Annotated in this window: 9 protein-coding genes, 5 tRNA genes and 3 rRNA genes; 2 read left to right on the top strand and 15 right to left on the bottom strand. The window is 50.0% G+C overall.

Features of this window, described 5'->3' with window-relative positions; translation table 11 throughout:
• Window positions 1–49 precede the first annotated feature (49 nt).
• From tuf to ACM5QY_RS05900, 5 genes are all read right to left on the bottom strand, one after another.
• Window positions 50–1,234, bottom strand: coding sequence for an elongation factor Tu (gene tuf, locus ACM5QY_RS05920; protein ID WP_416119114.1), 1,185 nt, complete (start codon window positions 1,232–1,234; stop codon window positions 50–52).
• Between the two features lie 108 nt (window positions 1,235–1,342).
• Window positions 1,343–1,418: transfer RNA gene (locus ACM5QY_RS05915), tRNA-Thr, on the bottom strand.
• A 7-nt stretch (window positions 1,419–1,425) separates the two neighbouring features.
• Window positions 1,426–1,500, bottom strand: a tRNA-Gly gene (locus tag ACM5QY_RS05910).
• Between the two features lie 130 nt (window positions 1,501–1,630).
• Window positions 1,631–1,715: transfer RNA gene (locus ACM5QY_RS05905), tRNA-Tyr, on the bottom strand.
• A 19-nt stretch (window positions 1,716–1,734) separates the two neighbouring features.
• Window positions 1,735–1,810, bottom strand: a tRNA-Thr gene (locus ACM5QY_RS05900).
• A gap of 37 nt (window positions 1,811–1,847) precedes the next feature.
• Here ACM5QY_RS05900 and ACM5QY_RS05895 point away from each other — a divergent pair.
• Window positions 1,848–2,732: a GNAT family N-acetyltransferase gene (locus ACM5QY_RS05895; RefSeq protein ID WP_416119668.1), complete on the top strand. Its 885-nt coding sequence runs from the start codon at window positions 1,848–1,850 to the stop codon at window positions 2,730–2,732.
• A gap of 227 nt (window positions 2,733–2,959) precedes the next feature.
• Complete coding sequence (gene coaA, locus ACM5QY_RS05890; protein WP_416119667.1) at window positions 2,960–3,910, top strand: type I pantothenate kinase; 951 nt, start codon at window positions 2,960–2,962, stop codon at window positions 3,908–3,910.
• Between the two features lie 49 nt (window positions 3,911–3,959).
• On the opposite strand, the gene birA is transcribed toward coaA, so the two are convergent.
• From birA to pepQ, 10 genes are all read right to left on the bottom strand, one after another.
• Window positions 3,960–4,919, bottom strand: coding sequence for a bifunctional biotin--[acetyl-CoA-carboxylase] ligase/biotin operon repressor BirA (gene birA, locus ACM5QY_RS05885; protein ID WP_416119666.1), 960 nt, complete (start codon window positions 4,917–4,919; stop codon window positions 3,960–3,962).
• Window positions 4,916–5,953 (bottom strand): UDP-N-acetylmuramate dehydrogenase, encoded by a 1,038-nt coding sequence (gene murB, locus ACM5QY_RS05880; RefSeq protein ID WP_416122823.1) that lies wholly within the window; start codon window positions 5,951–5,953, stop codon window positions 4,916–4,918. Before murB ends, birA begins: the two co-directional genes overlap by 4 nt.
• Window positions 5,954–6,138: 185 nt before the next feature.
• Window positions 6,139–6,254, bottom strand: a 5S ribosomal RNA gene (gene rrf, locus ACM5QY_RS05875).
• A gap of 121 nt (window positions 6,255–6,375) precedes the next feature.
• Window positions 6,376–9,285 (bottom strand): 23S ribosomal RNA (locus ACM5QY_RS05870).
• Between the two features lie 235 nt (window positions 9,286–9,520).
• Window positions 9,521–9,596: transfer RNA gene (locus ACM5QY_RS05865), tRNA-Glu, on the bottom strand.
• Window positions 9,597–9,738: 142 nt separating this feature from the next.
• Window positions 9,739–11,281 (bottom strand): 16S ribosomal RNA (locus tag ACM5QY_RS05860).
• The 16S, 23S and 5S rRNA genes sit together here with 1 tRNA gene alongside, the layout of an rRNA operon.
• A gap of 435 nt (window positions 11,282–11,716) precedes the next feature.
• Window positions 11,717–12,256 (bottom strand): menaquinone-dependent protoporphyrinogen IX dehydrogenase, encoded by a 540-nt coding sequence (gene hemG, locus ACM5QY_RS05855; protein ID WP_416119664.1) that lies wholly within the window; start codon window positions 12,254–12,256, stop codon window positions 11,717–11,719.
• A gap of 28 nt (window positions 12,257–12,284) precedes the next feature.
• Entirely contained in the window at window positions 12,285–13,736 is a 1,452-nt protein-coding gene (gene trkH, locus ACM5QY_RS05850) for a Trk system potassium transporter TrkH (protein WP_416119663.1), read from the bottom strand.
• Between the two features lie 37 nt (window positions 13,737–13,773).
• The gene (locus ACM5QY_RS05845; protein WP_416119662.1) at window positions 13,774–14,385 is read right to left on the bottom strand and encodes an IMPACT family protein; all 612 of its coding nucleotides are present in this window, start codon (window positions 14,383–14,385) and stop codon (window positions 13,774–13,776) included.
• A complete protein-coding gene (gene pepQ, locus ACM5QY_RS05840; RefSeq protein ID WP_416119661.1) occupies window positions 14,385–15,716 on the bottom strand; it encodes a Xaa-Pro dipeptidase in 1,332 nt (443 codons plus the stop codon). The genes ACM5QY_RS05845 and pepQ overlap by 1 nt, the downstream gene beginning before the upstream one ends.
• Between the last annotated feature and the right edge of the window lie 127 nt (window positions 15,717–15,843).

The raw sequence follows: 15,843 nt of genomic DNA, 5'->3' as shown, positions 1-15,843 counted from the left end.
CTTTTCGTGTGTATTGCGTCAACGTTTAGTGACAAAAAACTATCAGCGATTAAGCGATAACTTTAGCAACAACACCAGCACCTACAGTACGGCCGCCTTCACGGATTGCGAAACGCAAACCTTGGTCCATCGCGATTGGATGGATCAGGGTAACAACCATGTTGATGTTGTCACCTGGCATTACCATCTCAACGCCTTCTGGCAGTTCGATGGTACCGGTCACGTCAGTTGTACGGAAGTAGAACTGTGGACGGTAGCCTTTGAAGAACGGAGTATGACGGCCGCCTTCATCTTTGCTCAGGATATAAACTTCTGAGTCAAAGGTCGTGTGTGGTTTGATTGAGCCTGGTTTAGCCAGAACTTGACCACGTTCGATGTCTTCACGCTTAATACCACGCAGCAGAACACCAACGTTCTCACCAGCACGGCCTTCGTCCAGCAGTTTGCGGAACATTTCAACGCCAGTACAAGTAGATTTCACGGTATCTTTGATACCCACGATTTCAACTTCTTCGCCGACTTTAACGATACCGCGCTCTACACGACCGGTAACAACTGTACCACGGCCGGAGATGGAGAATACGTCTTCGATTGGCAGCAGGAACGGCTGGTCGATAGCACGTTCTGGTTCTGGGATGTAAGAATCCAGGAAACCAGCCAGTTCGATGATTTTAGCTTCCCACTCAGCTTCGCCTTCCAGTGCTTTCAGCGCTGAACCACGAACAACTGGGATGTCGTCGCCTGGGAATTCGTACAGAGAAAGAAGTTCACGAACTTCCATTTCTACCAATTCCAGCAGCTCTTCGTCATCAACCATGTCGCATTTGTTCATGAATACGATCATGTATGGAACGCCAACCTGGCGACCCAACAGGATGTGCTCACGAGTCTGAGGCATAGGGCCGTCAGTTGCAGCAACAACCAGAATTGCACCGTCCATCTGAGCAGCACCGGTGATCATGTTTTTCACATAGTCGGCGTGGCCTGGGCAGTCAACGTGCGCGTAGTGACGAGCTGGGGTGTCATATTCAACGTGTGAAGTGTTGATGGTGATACCACGAGCTTTTTCTTCTGGTGCGTTATCGATCTGGTCGAATGCGCGTGCAGAACCGCCGTAGGTTTTAGCCAGAACGGTAGTGATTGCTGCAGTCAGGGTAGTTTTACCGTGGTCAACGTGGCCGATAGTACCAACGTTAACGTGCGGTTTTGTACGTTCAAACTTTTCTTTAGACATCGATTGTCCCTCTAAGACACGGTTAAATCGGTGGTATCACCACATCAACCAAGCATTTGCTTGACGAATTAGTTTACAGAAAGAAAATCAGGAGGGAGGATTTGGAAGTGGTGCTGATAGGCAGATTCGAACTGCCGACCTCACCCTTACCAAGGGTGCGCTCTACCAACTGAGCTATATCAGCACATACTTGGAGCGGGCAGTGGGAATCGAACCCACATCATCAGCTTGGAAGGCTGAGGTAATAGCCATTATACGATGCCCGCATCCTGGAACTCGGCTACCTAATTTTTCTGAAGAACTCGAAGACGGGGAAAAGGACGTGAGACACTTAATTCCTCACCTTCACTTAAAGCGACTCTTTCACTTTAAGTTGCTTCATTGCTGAAGCTTGTATGGTGGTGGGGGAAGGATTCGAACCTTCGAAGTCGATGACGGCAGATTTACAGTCTGCTCCCTTTGGCCGCTCGGGAACCCCACCTAATTGTTTAATACTTGAATGGTGCCGGCACCAAGAGTCGAACTCGGGACCTACTGATTACAAGTCAGTTGCTCTACCAACTGAGCTATGCCGGCATCAAGTGCTGCGCATTCTAGGGAGAGTTTACGGGCTATGCAACAAAAAAATTGCATGTTTTTCGCTATTGCTCATGTTTTATTCAAAAAGTACGATTTCACCCTAATTAACACGTTTAAAGGTTCAAATAATGTGCAAAAAAAGTCGCCTCGCCTCTCGCGGCTGAGACGATGTATTGTGTTTCCCTCTTTGTTAATCTCAATAAAAATCATCCCCTGCGTATACCTGTTCGATTTATGCACTGAAAATGTGCTTTTGCCTCATCAAAGAGCACCAACCCGCTTTTTCTTTTCGGCTAATACTGATTTTTCGCCCTTTTTAGTTGGCGCAATTTTTGCTTTCTTCTTTACGAACGCACTGTTTTTTCTTCTCAGGAGTGCTGCAATGAAAATCGTCATGCTTAATGCTGCGACATTACCTGTTTACCGGGATGAACTGGCACAGCTTCTGGTAGAAGCCAACAGCCTGGGCAACTCAACCGGGTTTCCTTACGCCACAGAACAGAAAGACGCCGAAGATTCTTTCAACGATTTGCGCCCCTCCCTTTCTCAAAATGAGCGTTTGCTTTGGATAGCCCGTGATGAGCAAGGCGTTATCGGGACAGTCCAGCTGGATTTAACGCATCCGGCAGATTCTCCGCACGAGGCGGAAATTAATACTTTATTGGTTTGTGTGCGTGCAAGACGGCGTGGCGTCGGAAGATTGTTAATGCGCGAACTCGAAAATGCAGCTCAGGATTTACGTTGCACCGTCCTGTCATCCGATATGGAATCGGGTTCTGAAGCCGAAGCCTTCTACAGGGCTCAGGGTTATCGCTGTGCAGCCTCTAAATCTGACGCTGACCATTACAGTCGAAAAAATGAAGTGGTCTACTACAAGCGACTTTCCACGTTTATTTGCTCTTCCCCTTCCCTCTTCTGATGTCCATACGGGGAGACGAAAGTCATCCCGTACCCGTGCTTATGCAATAACTTTCTTTTTTTTGCATAACTTTCTTAAAAATTTTTAAACTCAATCAAAGAAATCGATAAGTTATAAGAAAAAGATCTCCCCCGAAAATTTAGGTGTCTATAATATGCTGCTGGTTTACTGTCTGGAGTTGGCGTGATCGCCTTTCCTGACCTGCGCTAACAGGCAGACTTTAACTTATGAAAAAAAGAGACCCATCTTTGGCAACTCCTTATCTGCAGTTCGATCGTGCGGAGTGGGCGGCCTTACGTGATTCAGTACCGCTAACGCTCAAAGAAGCGGAAGTCGTCAACCTGAAAGGTATCAATGAGGATTTATCCCTCGAGGAAGTCGCGCAAATCTATCTGCCACTTTCACGCCTTCTCAATTTTTACATCAGTTCCAACTTGCGTCGGCAAGCTGTGCTTGAACAGTTCCTCGGCACAGACGGACAGAAAATACCTTATGTCATTGGCATTGCGGGTAGTGTTGCTGTGGGTAAAAGCACAACGGCACGTGTGCTTCAAGCGTTGTTAAGCCGCTGGCCAGAGCATCGCTCAGTAGAGTTGATCACCACTGATGGGTTCCTCTACCCCAATAAGACGCTGCAAGAACGTGGGATCATGAAGAAAAAGGGATTCCCACAGTCCTACGACATGCATCAACTGGTTAATTTCGTTTCTGAAGTTAAGTCAGGAGCTAAACGGGTTACTGCGCCGGTGTATTCGCATCTGATTTATGACGTGATCCCCGATGGGAATAAAGTCATTGAGCAACCCGACATTCTAATTCTAGAAGGGCTCAATGTTTTACAAAGTGGAATGGATTACCCTCACGATCCGCATCATGTATTTGTTTCTGATTTCGTTGATTTCTCAATATATGTTGATGCACCGGAAGATCTATTACAGGGCTGGTATATTAATCGCTTCCTGAAATTCCGCCAGGGGGCATTCTCTGATCCCGACTCCTATTTCCATCACTATGCAAAGCTGCCGGAAGAAGAAGCAGTAAACATTGCAACGCAGTTATGGAATGAAATTAACGGATTGAATTTAAAAGAAAATATATTACCTACACGCGAACGAGCCAGCCTGATTCTGACGAAAAGCGCTAATCATGCTGTTGAAAACGTCCGCTTGAGAAAATAAAATATTAGAAATTAATTAAGGAGAGCCAATGCTCTCCTTGTATTTTTATTCAGACACCGCGCAGTGAAATCTCACCACCAATATATGGTTTAACAACGCCAGCTTGCTCGAGTAACAGTGCGCCCTGTGGATCAATTCCCCGTTCGATGCCATGAATTTCCTGATCGCCAATCAGCAATTTGACCGGCCGGCCGAGGAAATTATCTAAGCCACGCCAGCGGGCAATAAAGGGTGTCAGACCTTCTTGCTCAAAATGCACTAAGGCAGAACGCAGCTCTTTCAGCAACGTGGCGGTCAGTTCGTTGCGATCTATGTTCACACCGGCTTCCTGCAAGTTAATCCATCCCTGAGTAATGGTATCGGTCGCAGGCTCACGCATTTTGAGATTGATGCCCGCCCCGATAACCAAATGGGCTGCATCTCCGGTTTTCCCTGTCAACTCAACGAGAATACCCGCCAGCTTACGGTCATTGAGGTAAAGGTCATTAGGCCATTTAACCCTGACATCTTCGGCCCCGAGACGATGAAGCACTTCCGCCATGACTATCCCGATTACCAGGCTCAGCCCCATAGCTGCAGCAGGGCCTTGCTCTAGTTTCCAGTACATAGAGAGATAAAGATTACTGCCAAACGGTGAAAACCACTTACGTCCGCGACGGCCTCGCCCAGCTTGCTGATATTCTGCAACGCAAGCATCCCCTGAATTTAGCTGGCCAATTCTGTCCATCAGAAACTGATTGGTTGAATCAATAACAGGTAAAACGCTGACTCCGCCAGCCGGGAGCATGCCGAGGATCTTTTCTTCTTCCAGCAACTGAATAGGATAAGGCAAGCTGTAGCCTTTCCCGGGAACAGTGAAGATATCAACCCCCCAGTCACGTACCGTCTGGATATGTTTATTAATAGCCGCACGACTCATTCCCATGGCGGTTCCCAACTGTTCGCCAGAATGAAACTCACCATCGGCCAAAATAGAGATCAATTGTAGCGGTACTGTAATATCCTTCATGACAGTGCCTCCACAGCATTCACTTCACCTTGAGCTGCAATAAAGCGCACTTCAGGCTCAAGCCAAATACCAAATTTATCGGCAACAGCCTCACGAACATATTTTGCTAACGCACGAACATCACCGCTGCTCGCATGATCTTTATTGATGAGTACAAGTGCCTGTTTCTCATCTACAGCAGCGCCGCCGATGCTAAATCCCTTCAGACCGGATTGTTCAACTAACCAACCTGCGGCAAGTTTTACCTGACCATTGGCTTGAGGATAAGATGGCATTGAGGGGTACTGGCTGCTGATTTTCTCTGCGACCGAAGCGCTGACGGTTGGATTTTTGTAAAAGCTGCCCGCATTACCGGTGACCGCTGGATCGGGTAACTTGCTACGTCGCATCGAGCATACTGAATCAAAGATTTCCTGAGGCGTTACAGACTTCGGATCCAGTCGGGTCAGGTCACCATAAGTGAGCTTCGGCTGCCATTGTTTTGTCAGCTTCAAACCGACAGCTATGATCGCATAACCGCTTTTATAAGAATGCTTAAATATGCTTTCCCGATAACCGAACTGGCATTCTTTATCGCTTAAACGCACCCGTTTTTCTGTCTGAAGATCTAAAACGTCGACATAGTGGCAGATACTTTGCAGTTCAATACCATAAGCACCAATATTCTGAATAGGCGCAGAGCCCACACAACCAGGGATCAGAGCCAGATTCTCCAGACCGGGGACATTATGTTTCAGTGTGTAGCAAACCAGCTCGTGCCAGTTTTCTCCGGCACCAACATGCAACAACCATTCCTCTGCATTTTCAGTCAGTTCAATACCTTTGATCCGGTTCAAAACAACCAAACCCGCAAAATCATCAAGAAAAAGAACGTTGCTTCCTTCACCTAAAAGAAGAAATGGTTGCTGCTTTTCTTTCGCAGATTTCCAGGCCGAAGTCAGCTGTTCTACATTGTGAACGCTTACTATTTCAGCGGCATGTGCAGCCAGGGAAAAGGTATTTCGGGATTGAAGAGAGGTGTCGTCAATCGACATAACTAATTTACTCATTGGTGACTTATTTGAGCTTAGTTTAACCGATTCGCTGCTCTCTGACGCACAGTTTTCTGGCAGGGAGCGAACAGGGAAAGGGAGGGTGTAGAGAAAGTGACCTACTCCCCTTCAAATTTCCCATAGCAAAAAGCCCTGTACGTCAGTACAGGGCTTTCCACTTGTTTGATGCCTGGCAGTTCCCTACTCTCGCATGGGGAGACCCCACACTACCATCGGCGCTACGGCGTTTCACTTCTGAGTTCGGCATGGGGTCAGGTGGGACCACCGCGCTACTGCCGCCAGGCAAATTCTGTTTCATCCATAACGCTTACCCTGTCTCAGGCTTGCACTACGAACCAATCTCGGAACATCAGCTGAAAATCAAAGTATCTGCACAGAATCTCTAAAAACACCTTTGGTGTTGTAAGGTTAAGCCTCTCGGGTCATTAGTACTGGTTAGCTCAATGCATCGCTGCACTTACACACCCAGCCTATCAACGTCTTAGTCTTAAACGTCCCTTCAGGTGGCTTAAAGCCACAGGGAAGACTCATCTCGAGGCAAGTTTCGCGCTTAGATGCTTTCAGCGCTTATCTTTTCCGCATTTAGCTACCGGGCAATGCCATTGGCATGACAACCCGAACACCAGTGATGCGTCCACTCCGGTCCTCTCGTACTAGGAGCAGCCCCTCTCAATCTTCCAACGCCCACGGCAGATAGGGACCGAACTGTCTCACGACGTTCTAAACCCAGCTCGCGTACCACTTTAAACGGCGAACAGCCGTACCCTTGGGACCTACTTCAGCCCCAGGATGTGATGAGCCGACATCGAGGTGCCAAACACCGCCGTCGATATGAACTCTTGGGCGGTATCAGCCTGTTATCCCCGGAGTACCTTTTATCCGTTGAGCGATGGCCCTTCCATTCAGAACCACCGGATCACTATGACCTACTTTCGTACCTGCTCGAGCCGTCACTCTCGCAGTCAAGCTAGCTTATGCCATTGCACTAACCTCACGATGTCCGACCGTGATTAGCTAACCTTCGTGCTCCTCCGTTACTCTTTAGGAGGAGACCGCCCCAGTCAAACTACCCACCAGACACTGTCCTCACCCCGGATTACGGGGCCGAGTTAGAACATCAAACATTAAAGGGTGGTATTTCAAGGTTGGCTCCACAAGAACTGGCGTCCTCGCTTCAAAGCCTCCCACCTATCCTACACATCAAGGCTCAATGTTCAGTGTCAAGCTATAGTAAAGGTTCACGGGGTCTTTCCGTCTTGCCGCGGGTACACTGCATCTTCACAGCGAGTTCAATTTCACTGAGTCTCGGGTGGAGACAGCCTGGCCATCATTACGCCATTCGTGCAGGTCGGAACTTACCCGACAAGGAATTTCGCTACCTTAGGACCGTTATAGTTACGGCCGCCGTTTACCGGGGCTTCGATCAAGAGCTTCGCATTGCTGCTAACCCCATCAATTAACCTTCCGGCACCGGGCAGGCGTCACACCGTATACGTCCACTTTCGTGTTTGCACAGTGCTGTGTTTTTATTAAACAGTTGCAGCCAGCTGGTATCTTCGACTGGATTCAGCTCCGGGAGCAAGTCCCTTCACCTACGCGCCAGCGTGCCTTCTCCCGAAGTTACGGCACCATTTTGCCTAGTTCCTTCACCCGAGTTCTCTCAAGCGCCTGAGTATTCTCTACCTGACCACCTGTGTCGGTTTGGGGTACGATTTCGTGTTACCTGGAGCTTAGAGGCTTTTCCTGGAAGCATGGCATCAACTACTTCACCACCGTAGTGGCTCGTTATCACGCCTCAGGGTTATACAAAAGAGCGGATTTACCAACTCTTCCCCCCTACACGCTTGAACCGGGACAACCGTCGCCCGGCTAGCCTAGCCTTCTCCGTCCCCCCTTCGCAGTAACACCAAGTGCTGGAATATTAACCAGCTTCCCATCGACTACGCTTTTCAGCCTCGCCTTAGGGGTCGACTCACCCTGCCCCGATTAACGTTGGACAGGAACCCTTGGTCTTCCGGCGTGCGGGTTTTTCACCCGCATTATCGTTACTTATGTCAGCATTCGCACTTCTGATACCTCCAGCAAACCTCACAGTTCACCTTCGACGGCTTACAGAACGCTCCCCTACCCAACAACGCATAAGCGTCGCTGCCGCAGCTTCGGTGCATGGTTTAGCCCCGTTACATCTTCCGCGCAGGCCGACTCGACCAGTGAGCTATTACGCTTTCTTTAAATGATGGCTGCTTCTAAGCCAACATCCTGGCTGTCTATGCCTTCCCACATCGTTTCCCACTTAACCATGACTTTGGGACCTTAGCTGGCGGTCTGGGTTGTTTCCCTCTTCACGACGGACGTTAGCACCCGCCGTGTGTCTCCCGTGATAACATTCTTCGGTATTCGTAGTTTGCATCGAGTTGGTAAGCCGGGATGGCCCCCTAGTCGAAACAGTGCTCTACCCCCGAAGATGAGTTCACGAGGCGCTACCTAAATAGCTTTCGGGGAGAACCAGCTATCTCCCGGTTTGATTGGCCTTTCACCCCCAGCCACAAGTCATCCGCTAATTTTTCAACATTAGTCGGTTCGGTCCTCCAGTTAGTGTTACCCAACCTTCAACCTGCCCATGGCTAGATCACCGGGTTTCGGGTCTATACCTTGCAACTTGACGCCCAGTTAAGACTCGGTTTCCCTACGGCTCCCCTATTCGGTTAACCTTGCTACAAAATATAAGTCGCTGACCCATTATACAAAAGGTACGCAGTCACCCCATAAAAGAGGCTCCCACTGCTTGTACGTACACGGTTTCAGGTTCTATTTCACTCCCCTCGCCGGGGTTCTTTTCGCCTTTCCCTCACGGTACTGGTTCACTATCGGTCAGTCAGGAGTATTTAGCCTTGGAGGATGGTCCCCCCATATTCAGACAGGATGTCACGTGTCCCGCCCTACTCATCGAACTCACAATCTGTGCATTTTTGTGTACGGGACTATCACCCTATACTGTGCGACTTTCCAGACGCTTCCACTAACACACAAACTGATGCTGGTTCTGGGCTCTTCCCCGTTCGCTCGCCGCTACTGGGGGAATCTCGGTTGATTTCTTTTCCTCGGGGTACTTAGATGTTTCAGTTCCCCCGGTTCGCCTCATTACACTATGTATTCATGTAATGATAATGTGTCGAAACACACTGGGTTTCCCCATTCGGGTATCGTCGGTTATTACGGTTCATATCACCTTACCGACGCTTTTCGCAGATTAGCACGCCCTTCATCGCCTCTGACTGCCTAGGCATCCACCGTGTACGCTTAGTCGCTTAACCTCACAACCCGAAGGTGTTTCCACCATCGCATTGCGATTATTTGAGAGACTCTGTTACAGACTAATCACCACTCAGTACTTCTACGGAGAGTGATGTTCAGCTGTAAACTTTCAATTTTCAGCTTGTTCCAGATTGTTAAAGAGCAATATCTTAAACACGACTCGTTAAAGTCATCTTTAAGATTTTTTATCGTTCATTAAGAACGGTTGATAATGTCTTTCACACATTATCGGATTGGCGTCCCCAAGGGGATTCGAACCCCTGTTACAGCCGTGAAAGGGCAGTGTCCTAGGCCTCTAGACGATGGGGACACGAAAAATCCGTACCAGACCGTATAACGGTATGGCACTTTTCGCATCAGCGTAAGGTCTCCCTTACCGCATCAACAGGTGCTCTTGCTCATTAATTTCATCAGACAATCTGTGTGGACACTGCACAATGCGTATCTTGAGGTAAGGAGGTGATCCAACCGCAGGTTCCCCTACGGTTACCTTGTTACGACTTCACCCCAGTCATGAATCACAAAGTGGTAAGCGCCCTCCCGAAGGTTAAGCTACCTACTTCTTTTGCAACCCACTCCCATGGTGTGACGGGCGGTGTGTACAAGGCCCGGGAACGTATTCACCGTAGCATTCTGATCTACGATTACTAGCGATTCCGACTTCATGGAGTCGAGTTGCAGACTCCAATCCGGACTACGACATACTTTATGAGGTCCGCTTGCTCTCGCGAGTTTGCTTCTCTTTGTATATGCCATTGTAGCACGTGTGTAGCCCTACTCGTAAGGGCCATGATGACTTGACGTCATCCCCACCTTCCTCCGGTTTATCACCGGCAGTCTCCTTTGAGTTCCCGACATTACTCGCTGGCAACAAAGGATAAGGGTTGCGCTCGTTGCGGGACTTAACCCAACATTTCACAACACGAGCTGACGACAGCCATGCAGCACCTGTCTCAGAGTTCCCGAAGGCACTAAGCTATCTCTAGCGAATTCTCTGGATGTCAAGAGTAGGTAAGGTTCTTCGCGTTGCATCGAATTAAACCACATGCTCCACCGCTTGTGCGGGCCCCCGTCAATTCATTTGAGTTTTAACCTTGCGGCCGTACTCCCCAGGCGGTCGACTTAACGCGTTAGCTCCGGAAGCCACGCCTCAAGGGCACAACCTCCAAGTCGACATCGTTTACAGCGTGGACTACCAGGGTATCTAATCCTGTTTGCTCCCCACGCTTTCGCACCTGAGCGTCAGTCTTTGTCCAGGGGGCCGCCTTCGCCACCGGTATTCCTCCAGATCTCTACGCATTTCACCGCTACACCTGGAATTCTACCCCCCTCTACAAGACTCTAGCTTGCCAGTTTCAAATGCAGTTCCCAAGTTAAGCTCGGGGATTTCACATCTGACTTAACAAACCGCCTGCGTGCGCTTTACGCCCAGTAATTCCGATTAACGCTTGCACCCTCCGTATTACCGCGGCTGCTGGCACGGAGTTAGCCGGTGCTTCTTCTGCGAGTAACGTCAATGCAATGTGCTATTAACACATTACCCTTCCTCCTCGCTGAAAGTGCTTTACAACCCTAAGGCCTTCTTCACACACGCGGCATGGCTGCATCAGGCTTGCGCCCATTGTGCAATATTCCCCACTGCTGCCTCCCGTAGGAGTCTGGACCGTGTCTCAGTTCCAGTGTGGCTGGTCATCCTCTCAGACCAGCTAGGGATCGTCGCCTAGGTGAGCCATTACCTCACCTACTAGCTAATCCCATCTGGGCACATCCGATGGCGTGAGGCCCGAAGGTCCCCCACTTTGGTCTTGCGACGTCATGCGGTATTAGCTACCGTTTCCAGTAGTTATCCCCCTCCATCAGGCAGTTTCCCAGACATTACTCACCCGTCCGCCGCTCGTCACCCAGAGAGCAAGCTCTCCTGTGCTACCGCTCGACTTGCATGTGTTAGGCCTGCCGCCAGCGTTCAATCTGAGCCATGATCAAACTCTTCAATTAAAAGTTCGATTTGCTTAAACAAGTTAAGCGGTGCTCAAAAATTAACTTTCGTAATAATTCACTAAATGAATTACTGCTTGGTCACTCTTTAAGACTTGATATTTTTTGCCACCGAGGTGGCTGATATCGTCTTGTGAGTGCCCACACAGATTGTCTGATAAATTGTTAAAGAGCGTACGTTGCGAGACTTAACTCAGCAACGCGGGAGGCAGATATTACTCTTTCTCCCTGAAGAGTCAACCATTTTCTTTTACAAGATGCGGTGTTTTCACCGGGTTGATTCTTCCTGACTGGGCGACTTGGTTCTCGTTAGAGGAGTCGTTGTTCCCGGTCAGTGGAGGCGCATTATAGGGAGTTCTCAGAAGGCCGCAACCCTTAATTTCAAAAAACTTTCCGAATGCTTTCTTTTTGGTCTAAACGTCTATTAAGCCCGCATTAGTGCGATTTTTTATACGATATTTGCCCAAAATCTTTAGCGAATTTAGCCACCTGCTGCCAGTCGGTGTATTCCACTTCTTTACGGGTATCTGTTTCACCGCCCGTCATTCGCATAATAAGTTTGATCATCACCTTATCGAACCAGCCATAACGCGGATAACGCAAGGCTCCGGCGAAGACACCACAGATTGCCGGTTCCCACGGTGAAGTCAGCAGGAACTTACGCACATAGGCATTGGTTTGCGGCGTTCTCTTCTCCGGCTTACGGGCTGTGAGATTCACGCCAAAAAATGCAGAAGGCATTTGATTCAGCGTTTCCGAATGCTTCTTAACGAACTTATCCAGCACAGCATTGAAATGACCATAACGGATGGACGCGCCGATCATCACCTGGTCGTAATGTTTTAAATCAACGTGCTCCGCATGATTTAGATCGACAACATCGCAACTGCACTTCTCTTTCAGCTCGTTTGCTATATAGGAAGCGATGGCATGAGTCTGGCCGTCACGGCTTGAGTAGAGGATCAACGCTTTCATTCTTATTCCTTATTCCCTTTCTTAAAACTCATTCGCGCCAAAATGTCGGCGTGAACAGCACTAATAATGTGAAGACCTCAAGGCGGCCAAAGAGCATCGTGACAATCAGGATCCATTTCGCCACGGAATTCATAGAGGCAAAGTTATCTGCTACAACACCCAGCCCCGGCCCCAGATTATTAAGCGTGGCCGTGACCGCAGCAAAAGCGGAGAAGTTATCGACGCCCGTCGCTACTATTGCCAGCATACTGACAATAAACACCAGCGCGTAAGCCGAGAAGAAACCCCACACGGCTTCAATAATACGTTCCGGCAATGCACGGTTACCCAGTTTGATGGTGTAAACCGCATTCGGGTGAACCAGTCTTTTCAGTTCCCGCGTGCCTTGTAAATAAAGAAGCAGGATGCGGATGACTTTCAGGCCGCCGCCGGTCGAACCCGCACAGCCACCGATAAACGCTGAACACAATAATAGAAGAGGCAGGAACAGCGGCCACTTAGAAATACTGTCGGTGGTATACCCTGCCGTCGTTGCCATCGACACCACCTGGAAGAACGCCTGATTCAGCGTTTCCAACCCAGAGCCGTAGGTATTATGGATCCACAGAATGACCGTACAGATCACCACCAGCGTAAATTGCACGCCGATGAACATCCGGAATTCCGGGTCACGCCAGTAGACTTTCAGGTTGCGCCCGCTCAGCACCGCAAAGTGCAGGCCATAGTTACAACCGGAGATCAGCAGGAAAACGGCGACAATCGTATTAATGGTGCCATTGTGGAAATAACCGATACTGGCATCGTGCGTCGAGAAACCGCCGATCGCGATGGTTGAAAAGCTATGCCCGATGGCATCGAAAACCGACATCCCTGCGCCCCACAGCGAAAGCGCACAGGCAATAGTCAGCAGAACATAGATAAGCCACAGCGTTTTTGCCGTTTCGGCAATACGCGGGCGCATCTTGTTATCTTTCAGAGGCCCTGGCATTTCGGCCCGATACAGCTGCATCCCGCCGACACCCAATATCGGCAGAATCGCCACGGCGAGCACAATGATCCCCATACCGCCAAACCATTGCAGCATTTGCCGGTAGAACAAAATGGCCTTCGGCAATGAATCCAGCCCGACCAGCGTGGTCGCGCCCGTGGTGGTCAGCCCGGAGAAAGATTCAAAGAAAGCGTCGGTGAGCGACAGATTCGGGCGCTCGGAGAACAGAAAAGGCAATGCCCCGACGCTGCCCAGCACCGTCCAGAACAACACGACAATCAGGAAACCTTCGCGCGGCTTAAGTTCGCTTTTCTGCTTACGGTTGGGCAGCCAGAGGAATAATCCAATGGCCAGAGCGACAAAGAAGGTCTGGCTGAACGCACGGCCCGCGCCATCGCGGTAAATTAAAGCGACCAGGCCGGGAATAATCATCGTTCCGGAAAAAAGGATGACAAGCACCCCGACGATGCGTGTTATGGCACGAAAATGCATGCTGGTGCGTTCCTCAGCGAATTAACCATAGAAAAGTTTAAGAAACCGGACGCAAGATGAGCGCGCCACGGCTGATATCGAAAAGCTGACTGATTGCGGCCTGCGCCTGTGCGGCAGGCAAAGCCAGAACGAGATCGACCGACGCCCCGTATTCACTGCGTAAAATATGCCCGCCAACCTGCGAGAGCAGCGTTTCCACCAGCTGTAACTGGCTGTAATCACACTGCACCGCGTACTCTGCCAGGGGGACTTTTTGCTGCACAACAAGCAACTTCAATGCCTGCTGAACACCGCCGCCGTAGGCTTTCACCAGCCCGCCGGTGCCCAACATAATACCGCCGTAATAACGCACAACAACGGCCGTTATTTCTCCGACTCCGCTTCCCATCAGCTGGCTGAGGATAGGTTTGCCTGCGGTGCCTGCAGGCTCACCATCATCGGAAAAGCCCAGTTGCCGAGAATCGTTCGGTGCGCCAGCCACAAACGCCCAGCAGTGATGTCGCGCTGCCGGATGTTGATTTCTGACGTCCTGAACAAAAGCTTTCGCCGCCTCAACGCCTTCTGTTCTTGCCAGCAAGGTAATGAAGCGGCTCTTCTTTATCTCTTCGCTGTAACTGACCGGTTCAGCGGGGACGGAATACGGCTGCATCAGGCCAGCTTCAGATCACGGGTCATGTTCTCGATACGATTGTCATGAATAACAATATTGTCTTCGATACGGATCCCGCCAAATGGCTTCATTGCATTAATACGATCCCAGGCAAAGTGCTTACTGAATTGCCCTTCACGCCACGGCGTCAGCAGCGAATCAATGAAATACAGGCCCGGTTCGATGGTCAGAACCATTCCCGGCTCAATCACACGCGTACAACGCAGATAAGGATATTGCGAAGGCGCGGCCAGATGCGTGCCCTGATCATCTTGCATAAAACCGGCAACATCATGAACCTGCAACCCCAGCGGATGCCCCAGGCCATGCGGCAGGAAAGGCCCGGTCAGGTTCTGTTCGACCATCGCGTCTTCGCTGATATCGACGACCAGCTTGTGCGCTTTCAGCAGCTTGGCGATACGATGATGCATCTGAACATGATAGTCGGTATAGCGCACACCGGATTTAATCGAGTCAATCAGAGCCAGTTCTTCGGTGTTAAGATCTTTAACCAGTGCGCCAAAATCGCTGTCGGGTTTTCCGGCATAGGTACGCGTCAGGTCAGCGGCATAACCGTTATATTCCGCGCCGGCATCGAGCAGGAAACTGCGCATTTCGGCCGGGGGCTGATTATCGAGCGTGGTGTAATGCAGCACGGAAGCGTGTTCATTGAGCGCCACGATGTTGTCGTAAGGCACGTCGGTATCGCGGTGACCGGTTGCGGTGAGATACGCGAGATTGATATCAAACTCACTCATCCCCGACAGAAACGCTTCTTTCGCCGCACGGTGACCGCTTACGGCGACTTTCTGCGCTTCACGCATACAGGCCAGCTCGTAGTCAGTTTTGTAGGCGCGATGATAATGCAGATAATCCAGCACGGCTTTCGGGTTCACGTTCGACGCAGGAACACCCATGCTGATGGCGCGATCCTGGCTGGAGCCGATATAACCCACGCGTTTCAGATCCACCGGCAACTGGCCTTTGATATCGTCCGCATTCGCCAGCGGCGTCAGCGAAATTTCTTTGGTCCAGAAACTCTCAGGCAATGGCTCATGGCTGTGCCAGTAATCCACCGGCGAATAGAACCACAGCTTCGGCGCATTAACGCCATCCACCCACAGCCAGCAGTTCGGCACTTTAGTGACCGGCACCCAGGCTTTGAATTGCGGGTTTACTTTGAAAGGATAACTGTGGTCATCAAGGAAGGTCGTTATCAGTTCACCGGAGTGAATCAGTAACGCATCAAGCTGAGAACGTTGCAGAATTTCACGGGCACGCGCCTGCAGCGTGGCGATATGTTGTTTATAGAGCGTAGTAAGCGATTCCATCCAACTGTCCTTTTTTCACCGGAAAGACGATGCAGCATCTTACCACAGCCTCACGGCGACCATAGTCCCGGAAGGTTTGTGATCTTGCCTGCAAATAAAACACATCTCATTTGCAAATTATTAACAT

The organism is Rahnella sp. PCH160, assembly GCF_047784855.1.
Lineage (GTDB): Bacteria > Pseudomonadota > Gammaproteobacteria > Enterobacterales > Enterobacteriaceae > Rahnella.
This window is presented reverse-complemented; position numbering and strand designations above follow the sequence as displayed.